Below are 22,515 nucleotides of genomic sequence, written 5' to 3'. Positions count from 1 at the left end.
TCTCCCCTCTCAGCTCATTTATTGTGTTCAATTATAGGGACACATCTATGTAAATACCAATTATATGTTTTCACCCTATTCTTTTTGAAAATGAGGTATTCTACCGCTTTCTATAAATTTATCTCTAATTCGAAACTTTTCTATTGACCTTTTCAAAAATAAGGAATACAATTCTAGTATAAAAATTATACCTAGGAGGTGAACGTAGTGAAAATTGAATTAGGATTAACATCATTTGGAGATAATGAAAAAATGATTATGACGGATGGTACACGTGAAGCCGTTTCAAATGCGCAACGTATTCGAGATATCGTTGAAGAAATAGAATTGGCAGATCAATTAGGGTTAGATGTGTATGGATTAGGTGAACATCACCGTAAAGATTACGCCGTGTCAGATCCAGTGACGGTGCTTGCAGCAGCTGCTGCTCGTACGACAAACATTAAATTGTCATCTGCAGTAACAGTGTTATCTTCAGATGATCCAGTGCGCGTGTATCAGCGTTTTTCAACCTTAGATGCCGTTTCAAATGGGCGCGCTGAAATTATGATTGGTCGAGGGTCATTTATCGAATCTTTCCCGTTATTCAGTTATAATTTAAATGAGTACGAAGAATTGTTTAATGAAAAGTTACAATTATTGCTAAAAATCAATAAACATGAAATAGTTAGTTGGGAAGGTAAATTACGTCCAAGTTTCGAAGCAACACCGATTTATCCACGCGTTGAACATGGCGAATTGCCTATTTCAATTGCCACAGGTGGTACGCCTGAATCCTCTTTAAGAGCAGGCGCATTTGGATTACCAATTACGTATGCGATTATTGGTGGCAATCCTAGACGATTTACACGCAATATTGAGATTTATAAATCTGTGGCTGCTTCTTACGGACATAATCCAGATAATTTACCAGTGGCAGTTCACTCATGGGGTTATGTCGCTGAAACAGATGAAGAAGCTAAACGCGATTTCTTCCCTCCTCTCAAAGCATATCACGACACTCTTGGTCGCGAACGTGGATGGCCGGAATTTGATCAGAATATGTTTGAACGAGAAATAGGACCAAATGGTGCTATTTACCTTGGTAGCCCTGAAACAGTTGCCGAAAAAATTATTGATACTGTGGAAACATTGGGACTTAGCCGCTTCATGATCCATACACCAGTAGGCTCTATGCCTCATGAGTATGTGATGAAGTCAATTCGCCTATTCGGTGAACGTGTGAAACCAATTGTTGATAAATATTTTGAAAACAAATAACAAATAAAAGGAGATTTTTATATTATGATTTTACGTTATGCTGCAAACTTAAAACTTGCGAAAGAATTATACACTGCTTCAAAACCTAAATTAAAAGGTGACCAAGAAATGAAAGAAACATTTACAAATGTATTCGGTTTACCTGAAAACTCTGTTAAATTAGCAGGTACTGTAGAAGCCACTGCTGCTGCATTATTTGCTGCAAGTTTTTTAAGTAAAAACTTATCTCGTTTAGGTTCAATCGCTACTTTTGGTGTATTAGGCGTAGCTGCTTACAAACACTTTGAAGCTGGTCACGGTAAAGAAGGCGCGCAACATGCATTAGACTTATTAGGTTTAGCTGCATTAAGCTTCGCTGATACTTTCGATTGTGACAATAAATAATATACTTGTCGACTAATTTAAAGTATGAAGACTGAAAGAAAACCCTTATCAATCGAGAAAACGAAATGCGTAACGACGGGAGTTTACTATCAGGTAAATGACCTAGGCACGCATAAGGTGACGAAGAGTGAAAGGGTTTGTCTACTGTCTTAGAGAGTAGGACATGTGGTAAAAATTACCATATTGCCCTACTCTCTTTATTTATACCTTATTCCCCGCTTTTTAAGAATTCCGGGATGGTTTGTGGTTTATCATGGACGAGTTGTTCGAAGTCATCTGATTCTTGATCGAGTAGGCCTCTTGCTGCAGCCTCGTACATGGATGCTAGCAATGCGCCAAACCCTTTCGGCTCGTCGTACATTTCTGAGAATTTCCCCAAAGAAACTGGATCGTATTTAATTTCTGTGTCGGCTGCGTCGGAAAGGATGTGTGCGAGTTCGGTCATTGAGTAGCTGTAGCCTGATAATAGGTAGCGTTGGCCGAATTTCTCAGGTTGTTGCAGGAGGGCGATGATGCCTCGTGCGATGTCGTTTCTTGAAATATAGTTGATGCGGCCTTCTCCTGCGGGGTAAATCAATTTATGCATTTCTGCTAATTCTGGCAGGTAAGGTTTGAGTGGGTCCATGTACATGGCCATTCGCACATACGTATAGTTGAGTTCGCTTGTCGCAAGCAATCGCTCTGCATAGCCAAAATATGGGCTCATATGGAACGGGTTGTTATGTTGGTCGGCATAGTAGCCTATGAACATGATGTGTTGGACTTTAGCTTTTTGTGCAGCGCTGACTAAGTTCTCGACTTCGGGAAGTCGTTTGAATGACGGGTGGATGATGCTTGGTATGAATACCACCGTATCGATGTTTTCGAAGGCTTTTACCATACTTTCTTCATTGAAATAATCTAATTCGTGAATTTTGATATGGTCATGCCAATGGTTTGGGACTTTGTCAGGATTACGGATTCCGATATGGAAATTTGGGATTTGTTCTTTAATGGCGTGTTCAGTGATGTGTGAACCGAGATGACCTGTTGCGCCTGTTAATAAAATATTCATCGCTATCGCTTCTTTCTATATATATTTATTCAGTAACTCAGGGTGGATGTGGCAATAAGTAATGTCTTCAGGATGTTTGTCTAAGCGATCTTGATGCTCATCCGCACTCTTAACGTAGTTATTAAGTGGTAAGACTTCGACGGCGATTCGCTCTTTATCTGGTCGTTGATTAATGAACACTCGTGCTTCTTCTAAGTGCTGAGGGTGTTCGCTATAAACGCCCGTGCGATATTTCGGGCCTTCATCTACACCTTGTTTATTGACGCTATAAGGGTCAATAATTTCAAAAAGATAATGCATTAAATCTGTAATTGAAATTTGGGTAGGGTCGAATGTCGTTTTTACACATTCTGCATAGCCATCATAATCACTATCAAGTTCGGTTGTCGTTCCATTTGCACGTCCCGCTTCCGTTGTCACAACGCCAGGCAATGTTTTAATGAACGCCTGTACGCCCCATAAACATCCCCCAGCAAGATATACTGTTTCCATAACTATCACCTCTTTTACTCATTTTAATTAAGTAGTGTTATTTCTAACATTACTATATCTTAATTCATTTGACTTAAAATAATGTTTATTTATTCAGAACTTATTCAGAATTGAATTATAAACTCCTAATTACAAAGTGAAATAAGGAGGCTAATAGAATGAATGGTACTATAATGACAGTATTATTGCTTTTAGCAATGGGAAGTTTGGCTATTGCATTTTTAACGGGAATTTATGAAACTCTGTCATGGTTAAGAGACAAAGAATATTCTCCTAGTTTTAAATTACCAATATTATTTTTTATTCTATATATTATTTTCTATATACCAACTTTTATTTTAATTAATTAGATTACAAGGTGATTTATATGAAAGGTTATCATATTTTAATCGTAGAAGATGACGATACTATTGCAAAAAACTTACAGCTCATTTTTAAACAAAATGGCGCAAATGTTACCGTTGATAAAAAAGGTGAACATGTATTTGAGGTTTTAAATAATATCCATCTCATAGTTATGGATATAATGCTCCCAACGACTGATGGGCTTTCAATTACTGATGAAATCCGTCAATTTTCTGACGTACCAATTATTTATTTATCCGCTAGAGTAGACATCGATTCTAAAATAGCAGGTCTAGGTAATGGCGATGATTACTTAACAAAACCTTTTGATCCAAGAGAACTTATTTCTAGAATTAATAATTTGTTAGAAAAACATTATCCAAATAATGAGACAAAGCTACATAATTATTTAATTAATATAAAAAGTAAAGAAATATCAGATTCTAACGGTAATAAACTACCTTTAACAAAAACTGAAACACGTCTGTTCTTTTATTTATTTGAAAATATTAATTTTATTTTAACCAAACAACAATTATTAAATTTTGTATGGCCTATTGAATCTGCTTCTGAAAATACACTTAACGCGTATATTAAAAAATTACGTACTAAATTAGAAGATGATGGTACTATTATAGAAACGATTTACGGCATTGGCTATCGATTAAATGGAGGTTAAAGTATGGGTTTACTAAGAAAATATTATCTGTTTATGGGGATTAGTTTGTTAGCGATACCTATTGTTTTCCTGATAATCAATATCTCCATCTTTTTATGTGTGTTATGTATAGAAATTATCTTGGGGCACAATATTAATATAAATTTCAAAACGAGTGGACTTACTATTATTTTTTATGCTCTCTTTTTTATAACTTTACTACTATTAGTTATAGTAGCTTCTCGTTATATATATAACATTGTGGCAAAACTCAATTTACTAGACGAAAAATTACAGACTATAGCCTATAATAAATCTTTACCTGAAAAATTAGATTTACCTTCTTCTAAAAATGATGAAATCGATCGATTAGGCCATTCTATTAATATTTTAATCGATAGACTGCGTGCAAGAGAAATTGAAATTGAGGAAAGTAAAACTCAAGAACAAAATTATATTAATCAATTATCTCATGATATTAATACACCTTTAACAGCGCTTAATTTAGAACTATATCAACTTGCATTACGCTATAAAATCGAGAACAAAGACATTGCTTTATCTTATGAGAAAATTAGTTACATTTCTAATTTGATTAAAGCATTACCAGCTAAAGATGACATAGCACATTTTTATACATTTAACCATCAAGTCAATATTTACAAGGTTATTCAAAAAACATTGGATAAATGGAGTTATTTATTAACAACTCAAAATATAAATGTGCACCTAAACTTTAATTCAGAGGAAATATACTGGCTAGGCGATCAATTATGGTATGAACGCTTATTTGACAATATTATATCTAATATTTATAAACATTCTAAAGCGACAAAAATCAATATTGCCCTAGCTTCAGACTTTGTAGAAATTAAAGATAATGGTGTGGGCTTTGCTAATCATGTTTCCGACTCAAAAGGATTAACAATTATAAAAGATATATGCAAAAATTTTTCATTAAATTTAAACATAGCAACCAATGAAAATGGCACATTAATTAGAATTTTGAATGGGAAGGAAGAATAAAAATGTTAAAAGTAGAGAATCTTTCAGTTTCCTTAAACAACACTCTAATTTTACAAAATATTTCTTATCATTTTGAAAATAATAAAGTATATGGTCTACTAGGCCCTAATGGCGCAGGCAAATCTACTTTTTTTAAAGCAATTTTAAATGTAATTAATTATTCTGGAAGTATTTCATTACCTTCTTATCACATTGGTCATTTAATTGAAGCGCCTGCTTTTTACGCTAATTTATCATGTTTTCAGAATCTCAAATTACATTCGAAATATTTGAATATTGCCTGCGATATAGATGAATACCTCTCAATAGTTCAACTTCAAGAGGCTAAATATAAGAAATATAAAAATTTATCAATGGGAATGAAACAAAGACTCGGAATTGCTAAAACACTTATCGGAAATTCAAATTTAATTTTACTCGATGAACCAACTAATGGACTGGATCCAAGTGGTATTAAAGATATTCGAAACATTATTTTAGATAGAGTGAAAAGTAATCATAGAACTTCAATTATTTCTAGTCATATTTTGCAAGAAGTAGTTACCTTTACTGATGTATTTATATTCATAAAAAATGGTAAGCTAGTTACTCATTTAAAGAATACTGGCAAATATTACAGTATTTTAGAGTTCAATCAAAAGATGAATATTGAAAATAATTATAAAAGCCGAGAATATTCTATCGTTAAATTCAACTCTTCATATTACGTTGTAGGAGACTATGAATGGTTAAAAAATTACGATAGTTCGATTACTAAAATGACCATTGAAGATATCTATTTATGGCTTATGGAACATGAAATAGAGGAGGCTTATTTAAAATGATTACTTTTATAAAAAACGAATTTGTTAAAATAAAAAGCGAGCGTTTTATACTAGTTGTTATCTTGTTAAGTTTAATTCCTTTTACTATGAACATAGCAAATTTCTTTCTAAATAATAGAAACTTATCCTTGGAAAATGGTTTTTACTTCAGATTTTATAATCAATATTTTATGCTAGGACCCATTGTTGTAGGTATTATAGCTACTTCTGTATTTTACATTGAATATAAAAATCATACTTTACTTAATTGGTTAACCTATTCTCGAAATAAATTCAGATTATTTTTATCAAAATTTTTGATTATAATATGTTATTGTTTTGTGATTTATCTTATCAATTTAGGCTTGATCCTAGCATTGTATTTAATAAACAATATAGATTTTATTGATTTAGTAAATATCTTCATTAGTTTTACACTTTTAAATTTATTACTCACAATCTTTTTAATACCTTTATCTATCTTCACATTAATTATGTTTAATCACTATATTATTTCAATCGTTATAACTATTGGTATAACGTTATTATCTATGATTTTAATCCCTGCGCCTTTTGCCTCTCTTATACCTACCACTTTAAGTTATAGGTTTAGCATAGGAATTATTAGTTCATCGATGTCATTAGATTCATTACCTAACACTTTAATTGGTATTACTATTTTAATTCTTTTATCAATTTCGATGACCTATTTATCTTTGCGTCAATTAAAAGTTAATTAAAATGTTTAAATGTCTCAATCAAAATAGCTTCTAAACCCGGAGATGCAAATACTTTATATAAGATTCCTCCGAGGTTTAGAAGCTTTTATTTCATATAACTGTAACTATTTTATTGCTTTATTTAATACTTTTTTAAATGTGCGTTTCTCTACTTCATTATTTTGTTGTTTTTGGTGCTCTAATCTTTCTTTAAAATGATTTTTGTTTGTTTCAATGTCTTTAAGTACCTTTACTAACTGAGTAAAGTCAGTTTGTGGCACTACATTATTTGTAGCGATATATTCTCGTCTATGGGCTGTTTCATCATATGCCAAGATTAACTGATTACTTAACATTGCACGCTCTATAGCATTTGAAATTTCGCCACCACGATTAATATCTAAATAAATATCACATGAATTGAATAACTCACTTGTCATCGCTTTAGTGATAGTTGGGTATAACGTCACATTTTTGTATTGGTTAAGTTGCATCAATTTCTCCGACATTTCTGTAATAGCACCTATATGAAATTCAAATTCTGGTAAGGTTTGAATTAATATTTCAATATTTGGAATATCATCAGAATTAGTTAAATTGAGTATATGTTTTGAGTATTTATTATTTTTCTGATAATCATACAGATATCCAGATTGTGCGATGGATGGATGATATTGTGGTTCATTATTTCCTACAATGCTTTGATATTCATTTTTATCTGGAATAATTACCATATTTTGTTGAGATGCATTATCTAACATTTGTTTCATATTTCCCGGGACGTTACCACCACTTTGTTCTTGCCAGAAAAGTACCGTTTTTTCAACAATATTAGAACGGTATGTAACAAAAAATGGTGTTGCTAATGAGTTAATGATGATTTTAGATAAATCTAACTTTAATTGTTTTAAAAAGAAAATAATAAAGTCATGTTTTGAAGCAAAGAAATGCGACTGCCCTTTCCAATCTAATACGATATCTTTTGTGACAAAATTCTCATATAATACTTCTTTACCATCGCGATTAATATATGTTTTGACAATTGGTTTCTTTTCTAAATCATATACAGTAGTCGCAAATTTAAAACCATCTTTCGTATAGTAATCGACAGAACGTAAATGATTATTTGGGTCAAACCATTCGACAAAACTAACAATACGCGTTTTAAAATGTTTACGGTAAAAAATGCGTCCTCTCACAATGCCATTATCAATCACTTCGGCATAATCATTACTTCCTTTAATCTCCCAAAATGGTGGCACTTGTACATCATTAAAAAACGCCGGTTTATCGTTATCTAAGCGTTGATAATCCGCAAAAAAGCGATACGGGGAAAGTACGTCATCAGGTAAAAAGCCATCGTCATCCATTACAATCGTCGTATGATTATAACCTGCAAGCTGAAGCGACTGCTTAAGTTTTTGTGAAGCTGCGTCAAAGCGTTCGAATAAATTAATCATGTAGCACCTCATCAATTAAGTTTTGCCATTTTCGCGTAATGTTCTCTGTCTTAAACGGAGTCGCAATTTCATAAGATTTGTCGTGTGCTTGTTTAGGACCATCATTGAAATACTGAATTATTTTTTTGGCGATGTTATCTGTAATTTTATCAATATTTTGTTTGTCTTGATTTATTGGGATAAGGTATCCATTTTTATCATCTCTGATAAATGTAGGATTACCGTAATTTACATCGAAACCAATCATGCCAAGACCTGAACCTACCGCTTCCATTAATGTTAGACCGAAACCTTCACTCGTTGATGCGGAAACAAACAATTCATACTTAGGGTAGATATCGTCTAATTTCGCATGTCCTTTTAATTGGATATAGTCTTGCGCGTTATGGTCAGCAATCAATTTTTCAATTTTTCCTCTTTCACTGCCATATCCATAAATATCAAATGTTAATTCGGGAACTTCTTTTTTCGCTTTAATGACCGCTTTAACTAACCAATCTACATGTTTTTCACTTGCTAATCTTGATGCCGTTAACATCGAATAAGGTTGTCGTTCTTGTTTTGGATAAGTTAATTGATGTAAGCTCCCTACCGGAATTGTGCATACACGCGGTTGGTGTGCAGTATATTGTTTAAATTGATTTGATAACGTTTGATTTTGTAAATCTGTAGCTGTGATATAAAAATCAATATGTGGTGCTTGTTTGAAGACATATTCGTAATAATTGTTCCATAAAATATGTGTGTCATCTGTGGTATTTTCACTAAAATGTTCTGCGTGTACTACTATGCCGACCTTACTTGGGCCTTTATTTTCCAAAATAGCCTGACCAACTTTCGTTGATCTATCAATAATCACTATATCTTGAGCAGTTAAATTTAATTTCTGCATGAAATAAGCTACAAATTGTTGTTTACTGTACAAACGCGCATCATCGAAAACATACACGCTTGAATCTCCATCAATATATTCTTTATAGGCAATAGACCCATCTTCATTATAGAACTGACGCATATATAACTTCGCGCGTTTTTCACTTGGCGCATAATATTCTGAAAAAGTTCGCACATAACTATAATAATCTTTACGAATTAACATATTGTTTACCACAAATTCAGCACGATCTACAATATTTTGTCCTTCCTCTTTCAAATAACAACTTACATATGAACGTTCATTACCTATATGTAAACGAACGACATTACCAGTCTGATTTCGAGTTGTGACAGGATTGCCTAAATCTTTGATTAAGTCGTCAATGGTATACGTTGTTGGCGCAATGGGAATATCGCTAAAATATTGATACAGCCAAATAATTTCATCATCTTTAAAGCCCATATTTGATGTCAAAGTTTGAATATTTTCAGATGAAATAAAGTCCAGAAAGATAAATTTCGCAGGCTGGTTCGTTTGCCTTAATAGCTTGGCGCGATAGGCTTGCGCATATTCTACGCCACTACTTGCCCAGCCAATGCCGAAATTAATATTATAAATTGTCATTGAAAGACACCTCATTTTAAGGAAAATGTATTACTAAATCTTGTTTTTTATCAAACGTTAAAATTATAAAAACTTATGAATTAATCAATTATTATAGAATACTTATCAATCATTTTAATTTATTGTTATTGAGTTGTTTGTTTAGTAATCATAACTTGAATATACAAAGCCAACCATAGTTCGTCTGGATAGTCATAATTATTTTCAAATGTTTTTAAATGATGTGTTTCTCCACGTTGGTTTGTTTTATTACTTTTTCCTAAATCAAAGAAACTACGTCGTGCTTCTAGTAATTTATTTCCATTTGGATCTTTAATAATGGTCTCATGGCTAAAAAATGGATTGTTAAAATCAAAATTTCGTTTTTTAGAATCTTTAAACTTATAAGGTAACTGTTGTATTGCTTTTTTTGAAAAAAGACTTTTCATGAATAATATACCTATTTTTTGGTCATTCCAATACACTTCAAAATGTGGACGAATATGCCACCATTTAATTCGTTTAACTGCAATATGATGATTATCAGAATTTAACTTTACCCCAAATAGTGGAAAGAACCCCGTTAGGCTAAGTGTTTTTTGAATTAAATTATTAAAAAAGCCATAATATGTAATATCTTTTTTCCCATAAACTGGTCTTTCTTGATTATTAAAAATGATGAGTGGGGTTTGATAAAAATATTCTCTATCTTTATATGACGAAGATGGCGTTTCTTTATATTGTTCAAAAAGTTGTTTTGTTTGTTTTTTTGATTTTTTTCGTAAATAAATAAACAGTATGATTAATATTGTAGCTCCTGCCCATAACACTATAAATAATATTAAATTTGACCAAGGTATCACTAGCCCATGAAAAATTGAATTAATACTTAAAAAAATAAAAAAACAGGTCAGTAATAGCCATACTGCAACTACTACTAATATATTCATAACTTTTCTCCTTTCAGCTATACTTCTTTTACTAAGTTATACCATTGAACGCCTGCATGTTGCGATTCAGATAATCCTTCATTTATATATCCGTATTTTTCATAAAATGGAACGAGTGTATCACGACAAGTAAGTGTTACGCCAAATCTTGCATGTTTTCTTGCGATATTTTCGAATTGATTAAGCAATTGTCCGCCTAAACCTTGATTTTGATACTTTTCAGAAACGACTAATCCTAAAACACTTAAATATCCCCCGATATTAGGATTAGGTCTAATCGTTTCAAATAAGTCGTCAGTGATATATTTTTGTGGAATGACAGGCCCATTAATATAGCCTGCAATTTCGCCTTCATGTTCAGCAACTATAAAAGTATCTGAAATTATTTCAATACGCTGTTCGATTGCTTCCGGTGTAGCCGCTTCTTGAGATGTAAACCCTTTGTTCTCTAATTCAATTAACGTTGATAAATCCTCTTTAGTTACATTACGAAATTCCATCACATTGCTCCTTTAAACTTCACAAATTATAAATAAAGATTAACATAAATTGAATATTTTTGAGATATGACAAAAGTGTCATTTAGTTGATAGCTCATATTAAGGTTGTATTTAATTTAATATGTTAATTTATAAACATACATAAGTATGATATTTATAAATTTTAAATTATCAACTTTATGTATGAAGAATGATAATTACTAAGGAGTGAGTTTTTTGATTAAAAGACGTTTTAAATATGCTTTGGGAACAACACTTGTAACTTCATCACTTGTACTTTTGTCACACGGCCATGCGTTTGCAGCAACGAATGATGTGGATAATCAATTCAATCATGACGCAACTGGCAACCCTGTCACTGCTCAAGATAATAACAACAACGTAGATAATGGTTTCAATCATGATGTTGATGCCAATAACAATGTAGATGCTGGGTTTAACCATGATGTAGCTAATAGTACTTCTGACAATGCTCAAGATAATGCTACTGATGCCGGTTACAATCATGATATAAACGGTAACCCTGTCACTGCTCAAGATAATAACAACAACGTAGACAATGGTTTCAATCATGATGTTGATGCCAATAACAACGTAGATGCTGGGTTTAACCATGATGTAGCTAACAATACTTCGTCTAAAGCAACACCACAAGATCCTTCCAAATCCAAAGCTGAGGAGAATGATATCGGCTTCAATGGTTATCCTGAACAACAAGGCTTAGTTAAAGAATCAAAACAACAATCATCAACGTCTCAACACCCACAAAAACAACAAGAACCTTCAACAAACACAAAAGCACAATCAATTGCAACAACATCAACTGTTCACAATGTTTCAAACTCAATAACTACGATGCAACCTAATCAATCAACAACTCTTAGTAAACAAACCTCACATTCGCAACAAGTAAATGGCGCTTCAGCGCAATCAACTTTACCTAAGACTGGTGAATCTGACAATCATACCCCCCTATTTGTTGGAGTATTAGCGCTTATCTTAGGTGTAAGTTCTCTTAGTCTTAAACGCGTCGTTACTAAAAAACAATAACTTTATTTTCTAAGTTTCTGTTACTATTACTGCAACAACATTTCTTTTATGCAAATGAAAAAGCTATTACCTCAGTTTTTCTAAGTTCTGAGTGTAATAGCTTTTATTATTTGATATTAAACTAATAATAACTTAATTCCTCTAACGATATTTATAATGAATAAATACACACCCATAATACCTAAAATAATTCCGGCTACCCATCCAATAACACCTATGACGTTATTAGCTGGTAATGATGGTTCATTAATAGCAGCAAGACTCCCTACTAATAGTACTGGCACTAATGCGAAACACACCCATGTCATAATATGATTAAATAATGCTTTACGAGCATGTGTTGAAACAGGTGGTGAAGCTACAATCCACATAATAATAGGTAATATAACCGGCGCAAAAATACACTTAAATAACTTAATGAAGACGCTATATTTTCATTTTTATTGCCATAATAGTCATCTTGTTTATGATAATAACTTTTTCTTAAATCTTCCATACTTACTCACCTCAATTATATAAAAACACATATTTTGAGGTTCTTTAAGAAGAAAGTCCCAAAATTACAACTCTGTAAGTTTCCCGGGAAATTCTGATTCTCTCTTCAATTTTTTCAACGTTTTCCAAAGAGTCGCCGTTTCTACGATGAAGTGAAGGTTACGTTTGAAGAAACACTGCGCGCCACCTTTCAATAATAAAAATAAAAAGCTCATATAAGACGGTTATAATACGCCATCTCACATGAGCTAAAATGATATATAATTATTTATTTAATTTCTTCTAATGCCTTTCTAACGTCAGTATCTCCAGCTTGAATAACGACTGCTTGTTTATCTAGTTTATCAACATCTAATGCATTGATTAATGTTGTCGCTACATCATCGCGTGGGATAGTGTAACTATTTGGATCCTCATCAAGTGAGAACGAAGCATTAATTTTACCTGTACCTTCATCATCTTGTAATGGACCTGGACGAACAATTGTATAATTTAAATCTGATTGTTCTATATAGTAGTCTGACATATGTTTTGCCACTGCGTATGGACGCATATCATCAGATTCTTTATCTGGCTCAGGACTATCTGTCGCACTTAGGTGTACTAATTTTTTAACACCGTGCTTACTTGCAGCATCGACTACTTTTTTAGAGCCCCATAAATCAACTAATAGTGTTTTATCTGCGCCTGTGCTACCACCTGAACCTGCAACGAAGATGACTGCATCTACACCGTCAAATGCTTGTGAGATGTCGTCTTCTAAGTCACCAATCACTACTTTATCAGCGCCTACATTTTCTAGTTCAGAGACTTGTTCTTCTTTACGCACTAAAGCGACTGAACTATGCTCTGTATCTTTCAGTTGTGAAATGACTTTACGACCTATTGCACCATTTGCGCCTACAACTAATACTTTCATGATAAGACTCCTTTCATCTTAATCTTCGAATATTTCATGCATACACATACATTAAGTACTGTTACTCATTTTTCTTTACAATAAATATTATTTCTTCTCTATTTGCTTTTAAACATTGAAAATTGAAAAAGAAGAGCAGACAAAAAACCTCATTCATAAATAAGATTTCTGTTCCGTTCTTCTTTTCCAAAATTAATAACAACATTACACTATACGTTTACGAATGGCACCAGAAATCAAATCTACGATGGCTACCATGATAACTAAGCCAATCAAGATAATTCCTACACGATCCCATGAACGTGTTTGAAGCGCAAAGATTAACGGTGTACCGATACCGCCTGCACCAATTAAACCTAAGATTGAAGCTGAACGTAAGTTTAATTCAAAACGGTATAATACTAGTGATAAGAACGATGGCAATATTTGTGGAATAACTGCGAATACAAGTGTTTTCGTCTTATTCGCACCGCTTGCTTTTAAAGATTCCACAGACGCGAAATCTAAACGTTCAATGTCTTCAACAAATAGCTTCCCTAACATCCCTACAGAGTGAATGCCAAGCGCTAACACCCCAGAAAATGAACCAGGACCTACAGCTTTAATAAAAATAAGTGCCATTACAATTTCTGGGAATACGCGAATTACACTTAAAATAAATTTAGTAATACCAGTGACTGGTCGTGCTTTAACTAAATTACGTGCACCTAAAAATGCGAACGGGATACAGATAATTGCCGCAATAAATGTACCAATCACAGCAATCGCAAATGTTTCAAGTAAGCCTCGTAATAAGTCCTCACCTGCTGGTATGTAAACATAGCCCCAATCTGGATGGAATAAGCCTTTAAATATCGATTTTAAAATTTCAATTGATTTAGATTTCAACTCTAGAGCTGGCATACCTGCGAAGCCCCAAGCAATTATCGCGAAAACAACGATAGCTATTATCCAATTTTTAATCATTTTTTGTTTTTGATTTTTTGATTTAACGGGATACTTTTGTTCTAACTTATGTTGATCTTGTGTCATGCGAGTTGTTCCCTCACTTTCGAACTTACATAGTCAATAATAACGACGATAACTAATGTAAATAAGATAATCATCGCAGTTTTAGGATATTGGAATAAGCCTAATGTTGAATCATAGAACAATCCAATACCACCCGCGCCTACAAGTCCAAGTACTGCTGAAGCACGAATGTTAATTTCAAATGCGAATAACACATATGAGAAGAACGTAGATAATATTTGTGGAACAACACCAAACATAATCCACTTTGTTTTATTTGCGCCAACTGCCGTCATTGCTTCCATTGGGCCTGGGTCAATTGTTTCAAGTGCTTCATATAATAGTTTTGCAATGACACAAATTGTTAGGATAAATAGTGCTAAAACCCCAGGAATTTGGCCAATGCCGAAGACTGCTACAAAGATAGCCGCTAATAATAAGTCAGGAATCGTACGTACAATATTTAAGATAAAGCGCGCCGGAATCGTAATCCATTTCGTTCTAACAATATTGCTAGCACAGATTAAAGCGATTGGAATAGATACAATCGCCCCTAAAAATGTCCCTACAATAGCCATGCGAATCGTATCTAACATAGGTTTAGTAATGGTACTTAAATATTCCCAATCTGGAGGTACCATTTGTCCAAAAAAGGAAGTAATTTGTGGTAACCCAACCATTAAGTCTCCAAAACTAAATCCTGTATATAAGAAACTCCAAATGACTAAAGCTAACACTAGAAAAATAGTAAAACTTGTCTTAAGTGAAAACTTCTTATTTAAATATTGATCATATTTGCTCGTTGTTGGTGTCGTCATATTACTCCACCCCTAGCTTCTCGTCATCTTTAAGCTTACGTCCATAGATTTCATTAAAGACATCTTCCGTAGCCTCACTCGCAGGGCCATCGTAGACAAGTTCACCGGCACGTAAGCCAATAATACGCGTACCGTATTCAAGCGCTAAATCTACAAAGTGCAAGTTAATCAAAATAGTAATACCTAATTCTTCATTAATTTTTTTCAAGTCATCCATAACTTGTTTCGTTGTTAAAGGATCCAATGAAGCTACTGGCTCATCGGCTAAGATAATTGCAGGTTCTTGTGCCAGTGCTCTTGCAATGGAAATACGTTGTTGCTGCCCACCTGACAATTCATCTGAGCGTTGATCATATTTATCAAGAATATTTACACGTTCTAACGCATCCATCGCTTTAATCTTATCTTCTTTAGGGAATAATCCTAAGACCATTTTCCAAGTAGGATGATAGCCCACTCGGCCACTCAATACATTACGTAATACTGAAGAACGTTTCACAAGATTAAAGTGTTGGAAGATCATTCCAATATTACGACGCATCATTAATAATTCTTTACCTTTAGCTTTAGTAATCGATTTGCCTTCAATGGTAATTTCTCCAGAAGTAATATCATGAAGTCGATTCACCGATCTTAATAGTGTTGATTTACCTGCACCAGACAAACCAACGATAACTGCGAAATCTCCCTTTTCGATATTCAAATTGATATCTTTTAATCCTACGTGACCATTAGGATACACTTTACTAACATCTTTAAATTCAATTTGACTCATTTACTTAACACCCTTCATTTTACAAAGAAAAGCTATGCCCGATATGAACAGGGCTTAGCTTTTCCTCGTCACTTATTTAATTACAGTGCTGATAGAAACTGAGAATGTCTGCATTTGTCTTTACTCAAGGAATTGCTGACTAAATCTCTATTCCATTTTTTATTTCATATCTTGAACTTGCTTTTCATATTTTCTTACGATATCGAAGTCTGAATCTTTAGCATCTGTGTAACCTTCATGAGAGTACACTTCACTGATAATTTTGTGTCCTTTTTTAGTTTTAGCAATATCTTTGAATGCTTTTTTAAGTTTATCTTGGAAATCTTTGTCCATGTCTGGGCGAACAGAGATTGTATCGTTAGGAATTGGTTCTGTTAACTTAAGAATTTTAGTGTCTTTAAATACGTTTGGTTGGTCTTTTTTCACAATGTTACGTGCATCTTGGAATACTGCAGCTGCGTCTACATCGCCATTTAATAATGAAATAACCGCTTGGTCATGACCTTTCATGTTTACAATTTTCATATCTTTTGTTGCGTCAATACCAGCTTCTTCTTTAAGTGTTGCGATAGGGAATGTGTAACCTGCTGTTGAAGTAACATCTTGTAATGCAATTTTTTTACCTTTTAAGTCTTTTAAGCTTTTAATACCTGAATCTTTTTTAACTAGGATTTCTGATTTGTAGTCTTTCACAAGTTTATCTGAATTTGAACCGTCATCTTTAACGCCAAAACGTTGTGCTTGTAATAATAAGTCAGCCGCTTTTTGATCATGTGCTAACGTATAAGCAGTTGGTGGTAAGAAACCAACATCCACTTTTTTAGATTTCATCGCTTCAACGATTGTATTGTAGTTAGTTGATACAGAAACTTTTACTGGAATGTCTAATTTTTTAGATAATAATTTTTCAAGTGGTTTCGCTTTTGCTTCAAGTGTGTCCGCATTTTGTGATGGTACGAATTGAACCGTTAATTCTTTAGGTTTGTAGCCGTCTTTACCAGAATCTGACCCGCTGTCAGAGCTTTTGTCCTTGTTATCTAATGAGCTATTGTTTCCACATGCCGCCGCAAAAATAATAACCGTTAGAGCTAGAACTAAAAGGTACTTCATTTGCTTCATAATTGTAATGCCCCCGTTCGATATGTATAAAATAGTGTAAATTGTCATTCTATATGACATTTATAAGATTATCACATCATTAAGTTAAATAATATTTATTATTTGTGAAAATTACATAAAATTTATTTATAATGTGAATGAATTGTAAACTTTTCTTAAATATTCACTTAACATTATCTTATATATAAATTTTTTTATTATACTTTTTCTATGTGGGAGCAGGACAGAAATTAAAATAATTTCGTCGTCCTGCCCCGGCAAGGATGACTAGGTTTGAAAAAAGCTTGATTTAAGCGCATTTTCAAATCAGTCAGCTACTGCCAAAATGATAAAGTAGGCTGAAACATTTTACTTTGTCCAGCCCGTTCCATAATTTTCAAAAATAAAAAACGTCTTAATAAATCATACACATAGTTCAATAATAGGAGAAAAAGATATGAAACTGATTAAAGTGTTAAGTTCAACTTTATTAGCCTCAACGATTTCAATAACAGGCCTAAATGTAAGTCACGCTGCACAAAATAATGACACAAACAATTCACAAACTGTATTATTCGATGCGTCTCACGCGCAAACTGCTGGTGCTGCGGATTGGGTCATGGATGGTGGCTTCTCTGATTACGCTGATTCCATGAGACAACAAGGCTACAGTGTAAAAGAAATTGACGGCGAAGCTAATATTAATGAGGAGACTTTAAGTAATAGCAAAATATTAGTGCTGCCTGAAGCTAATATTCCTTTCAAGAAAAAGGAACAACAAGCCATGATTAAATATGTAAAAAAAGGTGGCAACATTATCTTTATTGCCGACCATTACAATGCCGATAGAAATTTAAATCGCCTCGACTCTTCAGAGGTAATGAACGGTTATCGTCGTGGGGCTTATGCAGATATGACGAAAGATATGACTGCTGATGAGAAGAATTCACAAGCAATGCAAGGTATAAAGAGTTCGGATTGGCTATCTGACAACTTCGGTATCCGCTTCCGTTATAACGCGCTTGGTGATTTGAACACACAAAATATTGTCCCTAGTTCGGAAAGTTTCGGCATCACTAAGGGCATCCGATCTGTATCTATGCATGCTGGTTCAACATTAGCGATCACTGATCCAACGAAAGCCAAAGGGATTATTTATACACCAGAACATTTATCATCTAAACAGAAGTGGTCTCACGCTGTGGATCAAGGCATTTACAATGGCGGAGGCGTAGCTGAAGGTCCTTATGTTGCGATTGCGAAAGTTGGTAAAGGTAAAGCAGCCTTTATTGGTGATTCATCGCTTGTAGAAGATAGCACACCAAAGTATAAACGTGAGGATAACGGCCAGACTAAGAAGACTTACGATGGCTTTAAAGAAGAAGACAACGGCCAACTTTTAACAAATATTACAGATTGGTTTGGAAAAGTAGACCATGCAACGAGCTTGAAAAAGAGTGGCATTAAATTAGATCAACCGACACCTACCCTAGCATTCGAAACACCACAAAATTCAACGGAACCACAAAAAGAACCGTGGTCTCAACCAGAACAAGGTTACAAATGGTATGATCGCACAACATTCGCACCAGGTAGCTATGGCACAACAAAAACAACGAACAGTCAAAACAATAATGGTAGTCAGAAAGAAAACGGCACAAATACACCTACTCACACGACTGCTGGCAACGTGCAATTTCACTTACCAGACAATATTCAATTGAACAAACCATTCCAAATTACCGTTAATTTAAGTAATATGGAACAAAGTAAAACGCTTAATCAATTAAAATTATCGATTTATCAAGATGGTGGCACACAATTAGCCAGTTTCACACAAGACGGTAAAAATTATGATAACCTCGGTTATAGTCAGCCCCAAAGCGTGACAACCGATAATGAAGGTAACGCCACACTCACATTTACAGCCAAAGTGAACACAAACATCTCAGGCGCAAACATTCGCCTTAAACAAGGTGATAAAACACTAGCCACAGGGACAATTCAATAAACTTAAAACAATCAAAAGAGATATAAGAAGACCGCTCATACTTCCAAACACGCCCTTCTTTATCTCTTTTTTATGAAAGGACGATAGCTATGACACAACTCTCTTTTTACATCGTAAGCGACGTACACGGTTACATCTTTCCAACAGACTTCTCATCACGCAACCAGCAATTACCTATGGGCCTATTAAAAGCCAATCAATTAATCGAAAGCGAACGTTCCCATGACGACATTAGCTATAAAATAGACAACGGCGATTTCCTACAAGGCGCACCATTATGCAATTACTTAGTTTCCGAACGCCAAACTAGCGCACCATTAACTGATATTTACAACCGACTCAACTTTGATTTTGGCACAATCGGCAACCATGAATTCAATTACGGACTTCCATATCTTAAAGACACACTCAGCCAACTCCACCACCCAGTCCTATGCGCCAACATCTTAGATACACAGAACCAGCCATTCACAGGTAACGGTATTCATTATTTTGAAAAGGCAGGCCTAACAGTCGGCGTCATTGGCCTAACCACACAATACATACCAAACTGGGAACAACCCAACCATATCAAAGGCTTACAATTCCATAGCGCCGTGGACACACTAGCACAATTATTACCTGACGTACGCAACAATGCAGATATCGTCGTTGTGTCATATCATGGAGGGTTCGAAAGAGACGTAGACACTAATGAACCGACAGAAGCTTTATCAGGCGAGAACGAAGCCTCAGAGATTCTAAATCAATTCCATGACCAAATTGATGTCCTTATTACAGGTCACCAACATCGTGATATCGCAACAGTAAAATACGACACAGCGGTAATCCAACCAGGCACGCGCGCGACACAAATCGGTAAAGTCACATTAACTTTAAATGAACAACAACAAATTATTAATAAACAAGCAGCTTTACTACCCGTTACTTCAGAAACAGATTTTAAACTTTTACCAGAAGACGCTTCACTTTTAAATGACTTAGAAGATTGGCTCGATACAAATATCACTACGCTACCTGAACCTATGTTAGTAGCGGATAAATTTGAAGCACGTGTACAACCACATCCGCTTCTTAATTTAATCAATGTCATTCTATTAGAGAAAAGTGGCGCCGATATCGCAAGTACGGCTCTCTTCGATTCAGCAGCTGGCTTTAACACACAAGTAACGATGCGAGATATTATTAATAACTATCCCTTCCCTAACACATTCCAAGTTTTAGAATTAACAGGCACAGGGATTAAAGAAGCACTCGAACGATCAGCAAGCTACTTTGCGTTAGATGAAAATAATGAAATAACTGTAAACGAGTCATTCTTATATCCAAAGCCACAACATTTTAACTACGACATTTACGGCGGTATCAGCTACACCATTCACGTCGGTCAACCTATCGGCCAACGTGTGACAGATATTAAAGTGGGAGAAACGCCTTTAAACGAAACACAAAAATATACAATTTGCGTGAATAATTATCGCGCTGTAGGTGGAGGTAATTACGACATGTTCGCCGAAGCGCCCGTAGCGAAAGACATTCAAGAAGAAGGCGCCCAAGTCTTAATCGATTATATGACTACTCACGATCTCGACACTCTTCCACAAGTAGTGAATTTCACAGTAACTGTTTAAACACATGATAGATAAATCAAAGATCCCATTAAAAAATACCTCTAACATCAGTACTTTCAATTACTCATGTTAGAGGTATTGTTTTAACTAAAACTTTATTCTTCAAATTGGATATTTTTCTTTTCATAAAAATGATTTAACGTATTTAGTAAAATACCTAATATAATAATGCCACCAGACACAAACGTAATAATTAAATAAGGGAAACCAATTGATAATAAAATTGAACCAATCAGTGCACCTAAAAAGTTAGCAACATTGAAGATTGAAGCAGCTAACGTACTAGCAAGTAACGGTGCTTCTTTCGCACTTAAAATAATCTTACTATTAAGTAGTGGCGTCGTACCAAATGTACCGAAACCGAATAAGAAACAGATAATAATTGCTAAAATTGCGCTATGCACCACTGTAACGAATGAAATAATCGTTAAGAATAATAATAAAAATGTGTAGAATAAAAACTTCGTTAATTTAGGTTCAGGTACGCTACCTGTAACAAGATTTCCCATAACGCCACCTAAACCGAACATAAATAGGCATAGCGTAAGACCTACGATGCCATATGGTGAATATTTGTGAATCATCGGTTCCATAAATGTATACGTTGTAAATACACCAGAATATCCAAATATGATAATAGACATAATAATTAAAATGTGTGGATTTTTAAATACTTTTAATTCACCTTTAACATTTGTTTCCGTGCTTAATGTAACATTCGGTACAAATTTCATCATACCTAACATTGTAATGATAGCTAATCCAATCATTACACCAAAAACAACGCGCCAATTCGCGAAACCGCCTAAGAATGAACCAAATGGTACGCCAATCATTACCGCAATCGTTAAACCTGCTTGAACTAACGCAATCGCTTGTGGTTGTTTACCACGTGGCGCCACGGCAGCTGCGACACTCATACATACACCAAAGAACGGCGCATGCATTGAAGCAGAAAGCAATCGGGATAACAGTAATATTGGGAAGTTTGGCGCTAACATACCGATGATGTTGCTTCCGATAAAGATTGCAACTAATATTGGTAATAAACGTTGCGCATGAACTTTCATTGTAAATACACGCATAAATGGTCCTATAACGGCTACACTCACTGCATAGACACTAATCAATAGACCCGCGCTCGAAATCGAAACTTTCATATCTCCTGCAATTTGTGTCAATAAACCTGTCACCACATATTCAGCCATGCCTACAGTAAAAGTGCCTAGCATGAATACGAAAAACATCATTCTGTTATCCTTCATCATTGCTTCCTCCTTTATATTCATTTTTAAACAATACGATAGCTATACTACAAAAAAATGTATGCCATGTGAAGAGGTTTGTTCATATTTTTTATTCTCTAAAAGTCTTATCTCATAAGCTTTCATAAACTTTCATTGTATTAAAATTAAGATAATTTTAAATGTATTACCTACGCTTAAGAGGTTTGAATAAACTTCTGTTAGTCGTATAATTATTCAATTTCATTTATATATGCATTCAAAAAATTTCAAGCCATGTGCTAAATGCCTTCTCATTTTCAGAAAAAATTTTGCTGTGTTAGAGTTAACTT

The 22,515-nt window shown here is 34.2% G+C and carries 22 protein-coding genes and 1 pseudogene; 10 read left to right on the top strand and 13 right to left on the bottom strand.

The features are described 5' to 3' along the window. Positions 1-207 precede the first annotated feature (207 nt). Positions 208-1,260 carry an LLM class flavin-dependent oxidoreductase gene (locus tag MT340_RS01285; protein WP_243603498.1) on the top strand — a complete coding sequence of 351 codons (1,053 nt, stop codon included), beginning with the start codon at positions 208-210 and terminating at the stop codon, positions 1,258-1,260. 24 nt (positions 1,261-1,284) lie between these two features. Beyond that, the gene (locus MT340_RS01280) at positions 1,285-1,644 is read left to right on the top strand and encodes a hypothetical protein (RefSeq protein WP_243588429.1); all 360 of its coding nucleotides are present in this window, start codon (positions 1,285-1,287) and stop codon (positions 1,642-1,644) included. 208 nt (positions 1,645-1,852) lie between these two features. Here the strand turns inward: MT340_RS01280 and MT340_RS01275 are convergent, their stop codons facing one another. Further along, positions 1,853-2,698 carry an SDR family oxidoreductase gene (locus MT340_RS01275; RefSeq protein ID WP_243588428.1) on the bottom strand — a complete coding sequence of 282 codons (846 nt, stop codon included), beginning with the start codon at positions 2,696-2,698 and terminating at the stop codon, positions 1,853-1,855. A gap of 15 nt (positions 2,699-2,713) precedes the next feature. After that, positions 2,714-3,190, bottom strand: a complete 477-nt coding sequence (locus tag MT340_RS01270) for a peptide-methionine (S)-S-oxide reductase (protein ID WP_243588427.1) — start codon at positions 3,188-3,190, stop codon at positions 2,714-2,716. 158 nt (positions 3,191-3,348) lie between these two features. Between MT340_RS01270 and MT340_RS01265 the strand changes: the two genes are divergently transcribed. From MT340_RS01265 to MT340_RS01245, 5 genes are read left to right on the top strand one after another with little or no spacing between them, the layout of a single operon-like run. Beyond that, on the top strand, positions 3,349-3,540 hold the full coding sequence (locus tag MT340_RS01265; protein ID WP_243588426.1) for a hypothetical protein: 192 nt from the start codon (positions 3,349-3,351) through the stop codon (positions 3,538-3,540). Positions 3,541-3,557: 17 nt separating this feature from the next. Then, positions 3,558-4,214, top strand: a complete 657-nt coding sequence (locus MT340_RS01260) for a response regulator transcription factor (RefSeq protein WP_243588425.1) — start codon at positions 3,558-3,560, stop codon at positions 4,212-4,214. A 3-nt stretch (positions 4,215-4,217) separates the two neighbouring features. Further along, positions 4,218-5,219: a sensor histidine kinase gene (locus tag MT340_RS01255; protein WP_243588424.1), complete on the top strand. Its 1,002-nt coding sequence runs from the start codon at positions 4,218-4,220 to the stop codon at positions 5,217-5,219. A 2-nt stretch (positions 5,220-5,221) separates the two neighbouring features. Beyond that, positions 5,222-6,043: an ABC transporter ATP-binding protein gene (locus MT340_RS01250; RefSeq protein ID WP_243603497.1), complete on the top strand. Its 822-nt coding sequence runs from the start codon at positions 5,222-5,224 to the stop codon at positions 6,041-6,043. After that, positions 6,040-6,762, top strand: coding sequence for an ABC transporter permease (locus MT340_RS01245; RefSeq protein WP_243588422.1), 723 nt, complete (start codon positions 6,040-6,042; stop codon positions 6,760-6,762). The genes MT340_RS01250 and MT340_RS01245 overlap by 4 nt, the downstream gene beginning before the upstream one ends. A 104-nt stretch (positions 6,763-6,866) precedes the next feature. Here MT340_RS01245 and gtfB read toward each other — a convergent pair whose 3' ends face one another. The 4 genes from gtfB to MT340_RS01225 all read right to left on the bottom strand — a co-directional run bounded on the left by gtfB (position 6,867) and on the right by MT340_RS01225 (position 11,131). Then, positions 6,867-8,201 (bottom strand): accessory Sec system glycosylation chaperone GtfB, encoded by a 1,335-nt coding sequence (gene gtfB, locus MT340_RS01240; RefSeq protein WP_243603496.1) that lies wholly within the window; start codon positions 8,199-8,201, stop codon positions 6,867-6,869. Continuing rightward, positions 8,194-9,702 carry an accessory Sec system glycosyltransferase GtfA gene (gene gtfA / locus MT340_RS01235; protein ID WP_243588420.1) on the bottom strand — a complete coding sequence of 503 codons (1,509 nt, stop codon included), beginning with the start codon at positions 9,700-9,702 and terminating at the stop codon, positions 8,194-8,196. Before gtfA ends, gtfB begins: the two co-directional genes overlap by 8 nt. A 125-nt stretch (positions 9,703-9,827) precedes the next feature. After that, positions 9,828-10,631, bottom strand: coding sequence for a hypothetical protein (locus MT340_RS01230; RefSeq protein WP_243588419.1), 804 nt, complete (start codon positions 10,629-10,631; stop codon positions 9,828-9,830). Between the two features lie 17 nt (positions 10,632-10,648). After that, positions 10,649-11,131: a GNAT family N-acetyltransferase gene (locus tag MT340_RS01225; protein WP_243588418.1), complete on the bottom strand. Its 483-nt coding sequence runs from the start codon at positions 11,129-11,131 to the stop codon at positions 10,649-10,651. Positions 11,132-11,347: 216 nt separating this feature from the next. On the opposite strand from MT340_RS01225, the gene MT340_RS01220 reads away from it, so the two are divergent. Next, positions 11,348-12,181, top strand: a complete 834-nt coding sequence (locus MT340_RS01220) for an LPXTG cell wall anchor domain-containing protein (RefSeq protein WP_243588417.1) — start codon at positions 11,348-11,350, stop codon at positions 12,179-12,181. 116 nt (positions 12,182-12,297) lie between these two features. On the opposite strand, the pseudogene MT340_RS01215 reads toward MT340_RS01220, so the two are convergent. The 6 genes and pseudogenes from MT340_RS01215 to MT340_RS01190 form a co-directional block, all read right to left on the bottom strand. Then, positions 12,298-12,677 (bottom strand): annotated as a pseudogene (locus MT340_RS01215) (magnetosome magnetite crystal formation protein family). A 267-nt stretch (positions 12,678-12,944) separates the two neighbouring features. After that, positions 12,945-13,595: an SDR family oxidoreductase gene (locus tag MT340_RS01210; protein WP_243588415.1), complete on the bottom strand. Its 651-nt coding sequence runs from the start codon at positions 13,593-13,595 to the stop codon at positions 12,945-12,947. Positions 13,596-13,799: 204 nt separating this feature from the next. Then, the gene (gene phnE / locus MT340_RS01205) at positions 13,800-14,627 is read right to left on the bottom strand and encodes a phosphonate ABC transporter, permease protein PhnE (RefSeq protein ID WP_243588414.1); all 828 of its coding nucleotides are present in this window, start codon (positions 14,625-14,627) and stop codon (positions 13,800-13,802) included. Beyond that, positions 14,624-15,424 (bottom strand): phosphonate ABC transporter, permease protein PhnE, encoded by an 801-nt coding sequence (gene phnE / locus MT340_RS01200; protein WP_243588413.1) that lies wholly within the window; start codon positions 15,422-15,424, stop codon positions 14,624-14,626. The genes phnE (MT340_RS01205) and phnE (MT340_RS01200) overlap by 4 nt, the downstream gene beginning before the upstream one ends. Before the next feature lies 1 nt (position 15,425). After that, a complete protein-coding gene (gene phnC, locus MT340_RS01195; protein WP_243588412.1) occupies positions 15,426-16,199 on the bottom strand; it encodes a phosphonate ABC transporter ATP-binding protein in 774 nt (257 codons plus the stop codon). A 159-nt stretch (positions 16,200-16,358) separates the two neighbouring features. Continuing rightward, positions 16,359-17,318: a phosphate/phosphite/phosphonate ABC transporter substrate-binding protein gene (locus MT340_RS01190; protein WP_243588411.1), complete on the bottom strand. Its 960-nt coding sequence runs from the start codon at positions 17,316-17,318 to the stop codon at positions 16,359-16,361. A gap of 436 nt (positions 17,319-17,754) precedes the next feature. On the opposite strand from MT340_RS01190, the gene MT340_RS01185 reads away from it, so the two are divergent. Both MT340_RS01185 and MT340_RS01180 read left to right on the top strand, forming a co-directional pair. Continuing rightward, positions 17,755-19,308, top strand: a complete 1,554-nt coding sequence (locus MT340_RS01185) for a DNA-binding protein (protein ID WP_243588410.1) — start codon at positions 17,755-17,757, stop codon at positions 19,306-19,308. A gap of 89 nt (positions 19,309-19,397) precedes the next feature. Then, a complete protein-coding gene (locus MT340_RS01180; RefSeq protein WP_243588409.1) occupies positions 19,398-20,939 on the top strand; it encodes a bifunctional metallophosphatase/5'-nucleotidase in 1,542 nt (513 codons plus the stop codon). A 95-nt stretch (positions 20,940-21,034) separates the two neighbouring features. Here the strand turns inward: MT340_RS01180 and MT340_RS01175 are convergent, their stop codons facing one another. After that, positions 21,035-22,204, bottom strand: coding sequence for an MFS transporter (locus tag MT340_RS01175; RefSeq protein WP_243588408.1), 1,170 nt, complete (start codon positions 22,202-22,204; stop codon positions 21,035-21,037). Positions 22,205-22,515 lie beyond the last annotated feature (311 nt).

The sequence above is a fragment of the Staphylococcus sp. NRL 16/872 genome (assembly GCF_022815905.2).
In the GTDB taxonomy this organism is placed as follows: domain Bacteria; phylum Bacillota; class Bacilli; order Staphylococcales; family Staphylococcaceae; genus Staphylococcus.
This window is presented reverse-complemented; position numbering and strand designations above follow the sequence as displayed.